The sequence below is a fragment of the Spirosoma terrae genome (assembly GCF_010435915.1).
Lineage (GTDB): Bacteria > Bacteroidota > Bacteroidia > Cytophagales > Spirosomataceae > Spirosoma > Spirosoma terrae.
Genome location: NZ_JAAFZH010000012.1, coordinates 34,788 through 48,650 on the forward strand (window position 1 = coordinate 34,788; position 13,863 = coordinate 48,650).

The 13,863-nt window shown below is 49.7% G+C and carries 10 protein-coding genes; 1 reads left to right on the forward strand and 9 read right to left on the reverse strand.

The features are described 5' to 3' along the window. Positions 1-10 precede the first annotated feature (10 nt). From GK108_RS22030 to GK108_RS22045, 4 genes are all read right to left on the reverse strand, one after another. Entirely contained in the window at positions 11-805 is a 795-nt protein-coding gene (locus tag GK108_RS22030) for a DUF3298 and DUF4163 domain-containing protein (protein WP_163953191.1), read from the reverse strand. A 126-nt stretch (positions 806-931) separates the two neighbouring features. Continuing rightward, positions 932-1,672, reverse strand: a complete 741-nt coding sequence (locus GK108_RS22035; protein ID WP_163953193.1) for a LytR/AlgR family response regulator transcription factor — start codon at positions 1,670-1,672, stop codon at positions 932-934. A gap of 183 nt (positions 1,673-1,855) precedes the next feature. Further along, positions 1,856-2,941: a sensor histidine kinase gene (locus GK108_RS22040; protein ID WP_163953195.1), complete on the reverse strand. Its 1,086-nt coding sequence runs from the start codon at positions 2,939-2,941 to the stop codon at positions 1,856-1,858. 156 nt (positions 2,942-3,097) lie between these two features. Next, on the reverse strand, positions 3,098-3,733 hold the full coding sequence (locus GK108_RS22045; RefSeq protein ID WP_163953459.1) for a histidine phosphatase family protein: 636 nt from the start codon (positions 3,731-3,733) through the stop codon (positions 3,098-3,100). Between the two features lie 59 nt (positions 3,734-3,792). On the opposite strand from GK108_RS22045, the gene GK108_RS22050 reads away from it, so the two are divergent. Next, positions 3,793-4,209 (forward strand): hotdog fold thioesterase, encoded by a 417-nt coding sequence (locus tag GK108_RS22050; protein ID WP_163953197.1) that lies wholly within the window; start codon positions 3,793-3,795, stop codon positions 4,207-4,209. A gap of 44 nt (positions 4,210-4,253) precedes the next feature. Here GK108_RS22050 and GK108_RS22055 read toward each other — a convergent pair whose 3' ends face one another. From GK108_RS22055 to GK108_RS22075, 5 genes are all read right to left on the reverse strand, one after another. Then, the gene (locus GK108_RS22055) at positions 4,254-5,750 is read right to left on the reverse strand and encodes a TolC family protein (protein ID WP_246225073.1); all 1,497 of its coding nucleotides are present in this window, start codon (positions 5,748-5,750) and stop codon (positions 4,254-4,256) included. Next, the gene (locus GK108_RS22060; RefSeq protein WP_163953199.1) at positions 5,683-8,880 is read right to left on the reverse strand and encodes an efflux RND transporter permease subunit; all 3,198 of its coding nucleotides are present in this window, start codon (positions 8,878-8,880) and stop codon (positions 5,683-5,685) included. Before GK108_RS22060 ends, GK108_RS22055 begins: the two co-directional genes overlap by 68 nt. 134 nt (positions 8,881-9,014) lie before the next feature. Then, entirely contained in the window at positions 9,015-10,154 is a 1,140-nt protein-coding gene (locus GK108_RS22065) for an efflux RND transporter periplasmic adaptor subunit (RefSeq protein ID WP_163953201.1), read from the reverse strand. A 210-nt stretch (positions 10,155-10,364) separates the two neighbouring features. After that, a complete protein-coding gene (locus GK108_RS22070) occupies positions 10,365-10,772 on the reverse strand; it encodes a hypothetical protein (RefSeq protein ID WP_163953203.1) in 408 nt (135 codons plus the stop codon). A gap of 262 nt (positions 10,773-11,034) precedes the next feature. Further along, positions 11,035-13,863: a DUF7149 domain-containing protein gene (locus GK108_RS22075; protein ID WP_163953205.1), complete on the reverse strand. Its 2,829-nt coding sequence runs from the start codon at positions 13,861-13,863 to the stop codon at positions 11,035-11,037.

Genomic DNA, 13,863 nt, shown 5'->3' on the forward strand with positions numbered 1-13,863 from the left:
ATACCGTTTATTACCAGTCGCCACGCAGAATTCCGTTCAGCTGCTCATACGGTACGGTTACTTCGATTGGCCCAACGGCATAGGCCGCAATTTCGTACGGATTGTAATAGAAAATCAGGCCATTGCGTCCTAAACCAACATTAGCGGGTAGAAAAAACTGGCCATCCCGGAGAAAATAGCCACGCTCTTCGAGATTATACTGCGGGAGTAAATCCTGCTGTTTTCGGAATGCTTTTTCAACAACGCCCAATAGTGCGGTTGTGTCCGATACAATATCGTTCAACGCCAGAGTCCGGCCCGTTTCCCGATCAAAGGTGTAAAAAGCCAGATTCGAATTGGGATGGGCGCCACCCGTGTAGGCGTAGGTCTCAAACTTGACCGTAATGGCATTGGAGCCCGTATAGACAGTATCGACTCTCGTTTTCAATTCCCAGCAGCCGCCCAGTTTATCCATATCTTTCATGATGGCTTCATAATCGGCGGCAAACAACGAAGCGGCTTTACTGATATCGGTCTGCGCATCGGGATTACTGGCCACCGTAGCACTATCGAGCCAGCTCACAATACTACCAATACTCAACTGACGCATGCTATCGTTGATGGCGCGGGCTGCTTTTGAATCATCTTTTAACTGAACATAGGCGATCGATACGTTCACCCCTTTATTCGTCGATGTATCACACTGGCCCGCTCCGGTAAGATCGTATCGTTTGTGTTCCAATACCGGCGGAGCAGAATTGCCTCGATCACAGGCCGTTATCCATACTGTTGAGCAAAAAAGAAAAGCAGCGAAAAAATACTTCATGCAAACGACTTTAAATACCTCGGGCTCAGCATATATGATACAAAGTTGATGAACGAGTAACAAACCCAATCAACTAGGCTAATAAAATCAGCCTTCCAGCATCACAATTTATCCAAACCCTTTTCCTTATAAACTTAATAAGTCTTTAAATCGTATAGCCTGCCGCCGACTAATTTCAATTTTATCGCCACCCCGTAGGGTCACCAGCAATCCGCCACTAAACCAGGGCTCAATTTTTTCGATCCACTGTAGGTTGATGATGTGCTTCCGGTTGGCCCGAAAAAAGGTAGTCGGATTGAGCCGATCTTCCAGGGCATTCAGCGACTTCAGAACCAGCGGCTTCTGATCATCGAAATACAGCCGGACGTAGTTCCCCATCGATTCAAACAGCCGGACTTTACCCAGTTTCACGAACCAGCACTTCTCTCCATCTTTTACAAACACCTGGTCGTTTTCGCCCAGTACCTTGCTCGTTGAACCAGCGATGGGCCCTGCGGATGGATCAGCGGCATGTTGTTGCTCTTCTTCTACCCGATGAATAGCTTCCGACAATCGGGCCAGTTCAACCGGTTTCAGCAGATAATCGAGTGCATTGAATTCAAACGCTTTGATAGCATACTCATCGAAAGCGGTTGTAAAAATGACCTCGGGCGTTTTTCCTTCAATCGACTGGAGCAGCTCAAAACCATTTTTGCCCGGCATCTGAATATCCAGAAACAACAGTTCCGGTTCCAGCTCGTCGATCATAGGCAAGGCTTCATCGGCATTGGCCGCTTCGCCAACAATCTGAATTTTGGGGAAGTTTTCAAGCAACCGCCGAAGTTCGTTACGGGCCAGTCGTTCGTCGTCAACAATAAGGGTCTTCATATTTTTTTAGTTTTCACAGGGCCGCCCGAGCGGTTTAGAGTTTTCAGTTTATTGCTGGCCTGAGTAAGTAAGACAATCGCACGTCCGGCAGCAGGATGCTGCCAGCGACAATCCAATCCCCCAATCACTTGTTTACTGAGACAGGAAGAGCAGTATGCCAGCTACTATATACTGTAAACTCATTTATTTTATCGCTTCTTCTTTCCGTCGAAATATACCTTCTGATTGGGCAGGAATACAAATCTCCGCGCAAACGACGGGCCCACTAGTGGGGGTATCTTCTTCCTGGAAAATAGTAAAGGAGGCTTCAGGGCCATAGAGCAACTCCAGACGCTGAGCCGTATTAGCCAGACCGAAACCATTGGACGCACTCTTGTCGCCAAGAACGCCCGTATTGCGAATAATGATGTGCAATTTATCCGTTTCGATGCTCGATTTGACCTCAACAAAGCCACCACCTACAGCCGTTGACACACCATGTTTAATCGCATTCTCGACCAGCGTTTGCAGCATCATAGGCGGCACCTGCCAGTAAAGCGTACGATTATCCAATTCAATATAGGAGGTCAGCCGGTCTTCATAGCGGACTTTTTCCAGCGCCAGATAGTCTTCAACGGTGCGGATTTCTTCGCGAAGTTCAACGGTTTTCCGGCGGTCGGCCAATAGCGAGTTACGGAGCAGGTTAGAGAGCTGGGTAATGCCCTGTTGCGCTTTGGTCGGGTTTTCGTACACAAGCGCCCGGATGCTGTTCAGCGCATTGAACACGAAGTGTGGGTTGAGTTGTGAACGTAGTACTTTCGCTTCGGTTTCCCGGATACTGGTTTTGAGTAAGATCCGCTCGATTTCGGCATTACGGTTTTCTTCGACGTAGTGATACACCGTATAACTCAGTACCCAGGCAAACATATTCTTACCCCAGGTCAGCATATAACCGATTGTAGGCCAGGGCTCTTCAATAAAGTATTGCGGAAATAGCCGACGGTCGATGGGAATATTGACCAGCGTCATAATCATGGCCAGCACTAAAACGGAGAAAAGAACGCGGGGTACTAGTTGAAAGAACGGAAGACGTACCCAGTTCCAGTGACGCAGTACTAACCGGTACAAATGCGTTAGGGTGATACCTAAAAAAATGTTGGCAATGGCCAGATAAAGCGCATCGGGGTCAAACCCGGCTTCCAGCACATACGCTACGTACTCCACCAGTATGAGGAGCGACCAGCCGAAAAGCTGGCAAAACCAATATATTTTCCGCTTTGATGTACTCATTCCATTCTTCACCCATTGGGGGATAGTAAGCGAATGTACGAGATTTTAAGGCAATTGGATGGATATCTACACCAATGGAATAGGAAAAGGAGGAAAGGGAGAAAGAGCGGATGAACATACTGGACTTGACAGCCACTCTTTCTCCTGCCTCCGGCGTTACGCCAAAGCCAATGTGAGCAGGTGGGACGTATCGTTCGCTAACTCAATAGAAAACTCGTTGGTATCGTACGTGTAAATCAGTTTGTAGAGACAAAGATTACTATGCTCAAAGTGATCCATTTGCGCCAACGGCCTGTTCGTCAGCCAGCACAGTAGAATCCGCATTGCCCGGCCGTGCATGGCTACCAGCACGGTTTCTTCGTCGGTATGGGACAGAATAGATTTAAAAGCGACTTTTTGTCGGTTTACAACGTCATCGGGACTCTCTCCGCCATCGGTGGGCAAATCTGTTTTACCAGCCGCCCAGGATTCGATCAGGTTCCGGTAATATTCGTTATCAATATTGCCCGGTACTTTGCCTTCCATAACGCCCCAGCTGATCTCGTTAAGACCGGGGAGTTTTTCGTAAGGCATACCTAATTCGATAAACGGTTCAACAGTCTGGTACGTCCGTTTAAGAGCTGAAATGTAGATTTTCCGGAAGGGAACATGCTGATATGCCTGAAAAAATGCCAGTGCCTGCGCACGGCCCATATCGTTTAGGTCTGAGTCGACACCACTTCCCTGCACCACGCCCCGCCGATTATAATCGGTTTCGCCGTGACGAATTAAATATATTGTTTTTTGTTGCAAGCGCTTAGCTTTGTCTTCTGTTGTATTCGATTGCAAAATTAGACAAAATTCGCGGCATTATGAAAGCAGGGTTTGATCTGAGTAACCTTGAATTTGCTCACGCTGACTCCATTGTCAAACATCTGGGTATTGAGTTTACAGAAGCAGGCGAAGGGTATCTTACCGCCCGTATGCCAGTCGATGGTCGAACCCATCAGCCATTCGGGATTCTGCACGGGGGAGCCTCAGTTGTGCTGGCCGAGTCGCTGGGTAGTACGGCCTCTTACATGCTGCTCGACGATCCTACGAAACAACTAGCCGTTGGCCTGGAAATTAACGCCAATCATATCCGCTCTGTGCGTGATGGCTGGGTATACGGCCGTTGCACACCGATTCACATCGGACGTACGACACATGTCTGGGACATTCGAATCACGACCGATGAGGGTAAACTGGTTTGCGTAAGTAGGTTGACGATTGCGATCATTAACCGATAAACAAAATACCCCACGGCCGCGGCCGTGGGGGTAAAAAAACGGAATTACTCCCAACCACCCCCTAACGCCCGGTAGAGTTCGATCAGCGTCAGGAATTGGGTGCGCTTCGTTTCGATCTGATTCAGTTCGGCATCCAGTACGCTACGTTGCGCGGTAATCACTTCCAGATACGTAGCGTATCCATTCGTAAAGAGCTCGTTCGACGTAGTAGCCGCTTTCCGCAGCATAGCCACTTCCTGCGCCTGAATATCGGCGACGTTACGGTAGTTTTCCAGCCCCTTCAGATTGCTGACCACTTCGCTCACTCCGCTCAGAATAGCTTTCCTGTAGTTATAGAACGCTTCCTTACTTTGAGCAACCGTAGCGGCATAATTGCCTTTGAGCGCCCGTCGATTGAATATCGGTGCTGCCAAACCGCCCAGCGCCCCCAGCGCTAGTGAAGCGGGATCAAACAACGTAGCGGTCCGGAAGGAGTTAAAACCAACGTAGGGTGTTAGCGTTAGCGAAGGCAAAAATTCGGCCCGCGCTACGGCCACATCCACACTGGCCGCTTCCAGCTCTCGCTCAGCCTGCCGAATGTCGGGTCGGCGACGTAGCAGTTGGGATGGTAGTCCGGCCGCTACTGTAGCGGGAATCTTCTGATCCTCAATCGACTGACCGCGCGAAATTGGCTGTGGATAACGACCCAGCAACGTATTGAGCTGGTTCTCTACCTCCACAATCTCCTGCTTCACTTTGCCTTCCAGACTCCGCGTGTTGAACAACTGAGCCGTAAATTGCTGAACAGCCAGCTCAGTAACCCGCCCTGCATCTTTCTGCACGTTGACCAGCTCAACAGCCCGCCGTTGTAACTCCTCATTTTCCCGAATGATGGTTAGCTCAGCATCCAGCGCAAGAAGCGTATAGTATAGCCGGGCAATCTCGGCAGTAAGCGACGTTACGATCAGATTACGGCCCTCCTGCGACGCCAGAACCCGCGTAAAAGCCGCCCGACGACGATTGCGAAGTTTGCCCCAGATATCAAGCTCCCAGGTACTCCGGAATCCCAGGAAATAATCAGGCGTAGGATTGGGAATACGGCCCTGCCCCTCGATATTCGGCGACAGATTCGTATCGAAGTTACCGATACCGTTCATCGTATATCGGCCATACCGATCCACACCAGCTGCCGCTACGCCATTGACGCTGGGCAGCAAGGCTCCCTGGGTGATCTGAAAATTAGCCCGCGATACTTCAATACGCTGCAACGCTATTTTAAGATCGAGATTGCTGGCCAGAGCGGTATCGATCAGGCTGATCAGATAGGGGTCGGTGAACAGCGTTTTCCGATTTAAATCCCCAATACTGGCCGAATCCCGGCTGGTTGTAAATACCTCGGGCATGGCAACCCGAGGTGTTGGAGAAGGCGTATGAACGATTTTACAACCACTCATACTGGTTAGAATCGCCAATACCCCAAAGCAATAGGTTAATTTATGACTCGTGAATAAATGCACCGTTGGTTTTCGTTTTAGTAGATAGAGTTGTTGACTTACGTTCATCGTCGTCTGGTGTCTGACCAGATCCAAACCGTTGCGCCAGCTTGGCAAACAGGATATATAATCCTGGTACCAGCACCAGCCCAAAAACAGTACCGATGAACATCCCCCCTGCCGCTGCCGTACCGATCGACCGGTTACCCATGGCACCGGCACCCGATGCAATACAGAGCGGAATAAGGCCTGCAATGAAGGCCAGAGAGGTCATCAAAATTGGCCGTAATCGGGTTACGGCCCCTTCAATGGCAGCGTCCAGAATAGAAAGCCCTTCCTGCTGGCGCTGGTTGGCAAATTCAACAATCAGGATGGCATTCTTGCCTAACAGACCAATCAGCATAACCAGCGATACTTGCGCGTAGATATTATTTTGAAGGCCAGCCAATTGCAGACACAGGAACGAACCAAAAATACCGGCAGGCAACGATAGCAGTACGGCCAGCGGCAGGAACAGACTTTCGTACTGAGCCACCAGCAACAGGTACACGAAAACCAGACAGATCGCGAAGATATACACGGCCTGATCGCCGGAAAGTACTTCCTCCCGCGACATACCTGACCATTCGAACGAATAGCCACGAGGGAGCGTTTGATCAGCTACTTCCTGCACGGCCCGTAAGGCATCACCACTACTGTATCCGGGCGTTGGGTCGCCGTTGATAAGTGCCGACATGTACATATTGTAGCGGGTAATCTGCTCCGGTCCATACACGCGCTTCAGGCTGACGAAGTTGGAATAAGGCACCATTTCTCCATCCTTATTTTTGACGCGCAGGTTCAATACGTCTTCTGGTTTAGTCCGGTACTCGGGCGAAGCCTGTACCATAACCTTATACATCATGTTGAACCGAATGAAGTTCGAGGCATAGAAACTACCCATCAGCGTTTGCAACGTACTCATCGCGTTATCAATCGATACGCCTTTCTGGGCTGCTTTATCCTGATCGACCTGGAGCAGATACTGAGGAAAACTGGGGTCGAAACTGGTAAAGGCGCTATTGATTTCGGGCCGTTTTTTCAACGCAGCAATGAAATCATCGGCTACTTTCTTCGTTTTTTGAAGATCGCCGGAGCCGGTTTTATCCAGCATTCGTAACTCGAAACCACTGGCATTACCGAAACCCGGAACGGTTGGTGGCGGCAGGAATTGGATACTGGCATCCTGAATGGTTTTGGTCTTGTCCTGGAGAATGGCAATCAGATCGTCGACGGATTGTGTGCGCTCTTCCCAACTTTTCAGGTTAATCATGCCCATGCCATACGACGCACCGTTCCCCTCAGTCATCAGGCTATATCCTGCCAGTGTCGATACGTTCTCAACGGTTTCCAGTTCCGACGCAATACGCTCAATTTTATCCATTACGTCTTCCGTCCGTTTCACGGTTGCGCCTACGGGCGTTGTTACGTTCACATAGATCATTCCCTGGTCTTCGGTAGGAATGAAGCCACTGGGCAAAATGGACGTAATACCCCAGGTTCCAGCCGCAAACAGCGCCAGCATAGCCAGCGTTACTGCACCCCGGCTGGCAATACGCCGAAGAACCTTATTATAACGACCGGTTAGCGCATCAAAACCCCGGTTGAAGCCAGCAAAGAAACGGCCCAGCAAACCATTGGCCTGATGCCCGTGGGTTGGCTTCAATAAAATAGCACACAGGGCTGGCGTTAACGTAACGGCATTGACACCGGAAATCACAATGGCAATAGCCAGCGTCAGCGAAAACTGTCGATAGAAAATACCAACCGGCCCCGACATGAACGCCACCGGCACAAACACCGCCGACATAACCAACGTAATGGCAATCAGTGCCCCACTGATTTCTTTCATGGCCGCGAACGTAGCCGCCCTGGGCGACAGATGCTCCTCCGCCATCTTCGCGTGAACGGCTTCTACGACCACAATGGCATTATCGACCACAATACCAATCGCCAGCACCAGCGCAAATAAGGTCAGCAGGTTAATGGAGAACCCAATCGCACTCATAAATGCAAATGAGCCGACAAGCGCAACCGGAACGGCCAGGGCACAGATCAACGTTGAACGCCAGTCCTGCAGGAAAATAAACACGACCAGAAACACCAGCACAAACGCTTCGATGAGCGTACGAATAACTTCATGAATAGACGCATCCAGAAAGCGCGATACGTCGTAAGCGAAATTGTAGGTCATGCCCGGCGGGAAACTGGCTTTCTTTAGTTCGGCCATCCGGGTTTTTATGGTATTGATAACTTCCTGCGCATTGGACCCTGGCCGCTGTTTCAGCATGATCGACGCCGAAGGGCGACCATCTGTTTTCGACAATACGTTATAATCCAGCGAACCAAACTCGATGTCGGCCACATCTTTCAGACGGAGTATCGATCCATCCGACTCGGCCCGTAATACCAGATTTTCGTATTGTTTGGGTTCGAAGAATTTACCGCTGTAGCGCAATACGTACTGTAGCATCTGCGGGGCTCTGTCGGCGCTTTCGCCAGCTTTACCGGGAGCCGCTTCGACGTTTTGAGACCGAATCGCTTCGATTACCTCATCGGCCGAAACGCCGTAGGCCGTCATTCGGTCGGGTTTAAGCCATACGCGCATGGAGTATTCGCGGGAACCCATAATCATAGCCACCCCTACGCCATCAATACGCTTTAGCTCGGCCAGTACGTTGATGTCAGCAAAGTTGTAAATAAACTTCTCGTCTACGGCCGGATCGTCACTGAAGATGTTGAGGTAGAGCAGCATACTGTTCACCTCCTTTTCGGTAGACACCCCCGCTTTGATCACTTCCTGGGGTAGTTCGTCCAGAACGGTTGTTACGCGGTTCTGAACGCTCATAGCCGCCAGGTCGGGGTCAGTACCTACCTTAAAAACAACCTGAACGAGCGTTGTCCCATCGTTGCCAGACGTCGAGTTCATGTATTCCATATTTGGAACACCATTGATGGCTCGTTCCAGAGGCATGGCGACGGCTTTGGTAGCCACTTCGGCGTTGGCACCAGTGTACTTCGCCGTTACCGTTACGGAAGGCGGCACAATATCCGGAAACTGGGTGATCGGCAAACCAATCAAAGCAAGCCCACCCAGCAGTGTAATCAATACCGATATAACCGCCGATAGCAGCGGTCGCTTGATAAATAGATCGAACATATTTCTAGCTGGTAGCCAGGGAGGATAGTTTATAGTTTATGGTTTATAGTGGCTGACGCGTCAGCAAGATTCTGCGTCAGCCACTATAAACCATAAACCAAAAACTATAAACTCCCCCCTCGACTTGGTTGAGGTTATTGTTGAGCGAGTGCATTTTGGGTAGGTATGCTATCAGTAACGACAGCTTCCGGAATGATCTGCATTCCGTCGCGGACATTCTGAATGCCCTCGTAAACGACCCGCTCACCAGGCTGTAAACCCGACTGAACCAGATAGTAATGATCAACTCGACCTTGCGGCACAAAACTCCGTGATTTCACTTTGTTGGCGCTATCAACAACATACACGTAGTTCTTGTCCTGCACTTCAAACACCGCCTTCTGCGGTACCAGCAGCGCATCGCCTACATCGTTTGCCAGCCGTACTTTCCCCGACGAACCATGCCGTAATAGCTTTTCGGGATTCGGAAAGCGAGCCCGGAACGCAATAGTCCCCGACCCTTCTTCAAATACGCTTTCCATAGTCTCGATTTTACCTTTGTGCGGATACTTGGTATCATCGGCCAGCAGCATTTCTACGGTTTGGACGTTACTGTTCGGATCTTTCCGATTTTTCTTGATATAAGCCAGATATTCCTTCTCCGATACGTCGAAATACGCATACACTTCGCGGGTATCCGACACGGTTGTTAATAAGGCACCCTCCTCAATCAGACTGCCCATTTTATAGGGAATACGGTTAATGACGCCGTCGAATGGGGCTCTGATGTTAGCCTGTGCCAAACGTAGTGCGGCTTTGTCTTCGGCGGATTTGGCTTCGTCGATGGCAGCACGCGCTACGTCCAGCTTTGCTTTAGCCAGCTCAAGCTCCGACGACGACACCACTTTTTTATCGACCAGCAATTTCACGCGACCCAGCTCAACTTCAGCCGTTTTAGCGGTGGCAACGGCACTTTTAAAATTGGCTTTGGCTTTATCGAGTTCAGAGCGATACTCGGCTTCGTTCAGCTTGAACAACAGCTGTCCCTGCCGAACGGGCTGCCCTTCATCGACGAAGATTTTTTCCAGAAAACCGGATACGCGTGCACGAATTTCAACGTTACGGACCGCTTCCAGCGTACCTATATATTCTTTCTTAAGGGTTGCGGATTGACGAGCCAGTTTAACAACGGGAAGCTTCAGCTTCTCCTGCTGGTCGGTTTGTTCGTCCTGTTTGTTACAACCAAACAGCATCGCACTAATCAGAAGTGCGGATAAAATTGTGTAATTTCTCATATTTCAGGTAGATATATATATGCGTAATCATGGCGAACTCTCTTCTTACGAAGACAGCCCTCCAGGCGATTACAGAGTATTCCAAAACGAAGCAGGTCGTTCCGTACGGCTACCTCAACGGCTGCTTATGACACAGTCGCCGGGCACTTTAGAACCAGACCAATAAAGCCCTACCAGGCTTCTACGTATAAAAAATACCAACAAGTCTATTTAAACCAGACGTTGGGGAGGAGGAGATGAAATTTCAGGCACGTGCATGGGCGCATGTGCGGGCTTAAACGGCACGGCTTGCCTACTTAAATACCAATAGCTAACAGGTGGTGCGCTAAATACAAAGGGCTGGGGAAAGAAATAATCCTGTTCAGCACTGGCTACGCCAGAATGATTATTGGTCGTGTCATCATGTTCGGGGAAAGCATCGTCGAGCCCCAGACACTCTTCGAATAGAAGCTCACTAAAGCTTTCTATTTCGTTGATACTTAAATCCTTATGCTGCTGACCAAAGTATGTAGGAACGTCGTATGGACCTGGCGCATCGATACTTACATTGATGACGTGTAGCGCCATCAACAAGCCCATCAACTGATGAAGTAAAGTCCGATGCTTAAGCTTACCCATACATCCAATTCTGATTGGTAGGTCTACAAATATAACCAGTCATACGCAGAACGTGTTCCCGCGAATGCAATTAGATTGCAGATTGGCCGATTTGTTTTACTTTTTATTGATAAGCTTCAATTTATTGATAGAATTATTCTGTTGGCCCACCTGTCATCTACCAATCATTAATCGTTTGTAGAGCCAGTATGTTTATATCAACACACATTTTGTCGACAATATGTCGCAATAAAGCCCTGTAAGACTGATCGATAGAATCGTTTTATTCATCATGCGTACCCGAGAAACCCCAGGCTGTCGGCGATACGAAGCCGACCGATACGGGCATTGATGACGTAACGCCTTCTACCCGTTCAGACAACGTAACATTCACCTGATCACTCGGTGTTACGTGGCTCTCCGTTTCTTTTTCTGCGTTACGTACAATCAGTGCAGTGGGCCATCCGGCCTGTTCTCCTGTTAGTGGTGCGCCACTAAAGTCGGCTATCTGCTCGATGACTTTTGTGTCGAGCCAGTTGCGAAGCTTTGCATCCTCGCTGGCTTTCGTCCACTTCTGGGGCAGCAGATAGGCTAACAGGCCGCCCGGTTTGAGCAGATTCAATCCTAATTCCACCTGTAATGCGTAGCGATTCGACCGGCGCGAATAGGTACCCGGAAACGCTCTCCGCAAAAGCCCCTGATACGTAGTGCGATCAACGGACCAAATCGACGGCGGCTGACTCATAACAACATCGAAGCCAACATACGCATAATGGCTATCCAGTACGTCGGGAAAAACAAACCGCCATTCAACAGCCTGCGCAAACAAACGCTGCCTGTTCGCCATCACTCGCTTTGCGCCGTCTAGCTCGTTCTGTAGTTGTTGCGGCTGACTTTGCTCCTCAGCATCGAACGTAAGAACCGATTGGGCTAATTTGGCTTCCAGCGTGCGAATGGCCGATTGTTCTTTCTGATGACCGCTGTCAATCTGCTCCAGCATGCGCTGATACTGATTAACCTGCTCTGGTACAAAGCCTTCATTAGCGTCAGAAATGGCTTGTGTATACTCCCTGAAATCGATCAGAAACTTGTCGCGAACGTTTTTTTTCAGGCTATCGATCCGAAAATCCAGACTAAACCTCGATAGCAACGCATTACCGGGAATTACCGGACACTCCAGGTCCGACTCAATCGGCCAAGGGCTATTTCTCAACTGCTCTATATGGAGCCGCATCTGACCAATACGAATCGCAGCCGGATTACTTTCAGCGCCGAACAGACAATGTTTCAGCAGGATTTGCTTCTCCAGAAAAAGAGCGGTCTGAATTCGCTGTTTTTCCGAAAGGCCTGACGTCCAGCTTTCGCTATTGTCGGCATCGGCCAAATCAAATGGCTCACCCAGGTCATTGGTAACCACTAATTCGTCATTAACAACCGCAACATCGTAGGCCTGTAAACGTCTACCACCCGCATCCAGCAGGATACCCAGTCTGGCTTTGATAGCGATCAATTCGTTGAGGGCTGTAGTCAGAACCTGGCCGCCACCAGCCGCCGGGTCGACAATACGTAGTGAATTGAAAACCCTGTTAGCCTCCAGGCGATCTACATGATCGATTTCACTACGTAGGGCGTCCAAGTCGTCGCACTGCCAGCCAAAATGCGCATTGAATCGCTCAACCACAACGCGCCCAAGTGCCACACGAACCAGATAGGACGTAACAGATTGCGGTCCCGCCGATCGACCATCGTAACAACTGAGTCTCGTGAGCATATCCGTTACGTCAGCACACGTAACGAACGGCGTAGCAGCGGATAAAATCGCAGCGGGCTTATCAAACAAGAACGTATAGGCGTTGAGAAAAGCCGACAGATAAGAAGGTGCTGACATCGAATCTGGCTGGGCCCCAGATAAAACTGTTTGCCCAAACAAGGGCAATTCAACAGGATCGGAAAGATCGGCTAATCGTAGTGTCTGGCGCTCGAGGTCTGTCTCGTCAAGCAAGTCGGCGTATGGCTGACTCCGAAACGCATCGCCTGAATGGCTAACATTCTGCAGAGCCGACAGACTCATCCGCGCTACGTCTGACGAGCTTAGGGAAGCATCCTCATTCTTTCGTTCCAGCAGCTTCAGAAACAGCGCCCTACTGATCCACGTAACGCATAACGTAAACGCGACGGTAAACAGCTGCTCCTCATCCGTAGTGCCATATGTATCAACATCCCGTATGGCCGCCAGCAGGTTTCTTTTTTCTAACAAACCAATCGTTTGTTCCAGCAACGCTGCCGGGTTTCGCGTCTCGTCGGGAAGTCGCTCCAATCGGATCGCTTCTTTTTTGACAGCCGTTTCCTGAACTCCGATAATATGAAGCAGTTCGCTATAAAAATCTGAACGGAATGTATTGTCGGGCGGAAGATGTAAAAAGTGAGCCGGACGAAACAGCTTAACGAGCGGAATCAGGAGCCGATTCCCTTGCTCCGACGGTCGTTTGAGGGCATCAGCGGCTTCGCGAAGGTTCAGATACGTAACAGGGACCGTAGCATTCAACTCCCGCAGAATACGAGCCGTTTCCGAGTAAAAGAACGTATCGTCTTTCTGTTGCTGCAGCTTAATCTGATACAGTTTTTTTAGGCGAGGATTATCGATAAAAAAACGTCTGAAATCAGCCTCTTCGAATATAAACCAGTTGTAGACATCCGTAATCACCAGCTGGCAAACAGCATGTTGAGCGGCTTCTTCACAGGCTTCAAAATACCGTAGGATCAGCTCATGCAGCGATTTTACGTTGTTTTTGAGCGGGGTTATCATTTCGCCCGCATACACTTTGCGGGTTTCAATCCAAACCGACGTAGCACTACGTGTGTCAGTCGATTCTGGCTGAATAACTAAATCAACGACCCCGTTCGTGTCTATGCTAAATCCATCAGCGTAGAACGTTTCTTTCAGGAATCCGGCAACAATCGTTTGCTGATAGGCCTCGGATTCTTTTTCGTCTACCCGCGAAATCATACGTAACAATGCCCCCCGGAACGCGTCAAGCTGCGACTCCGTAAGAGCTTGCCGGGCGTATGCTTTATTGAGCACCTGAAACGGTTTACGCAGTTGTAGCCTCAT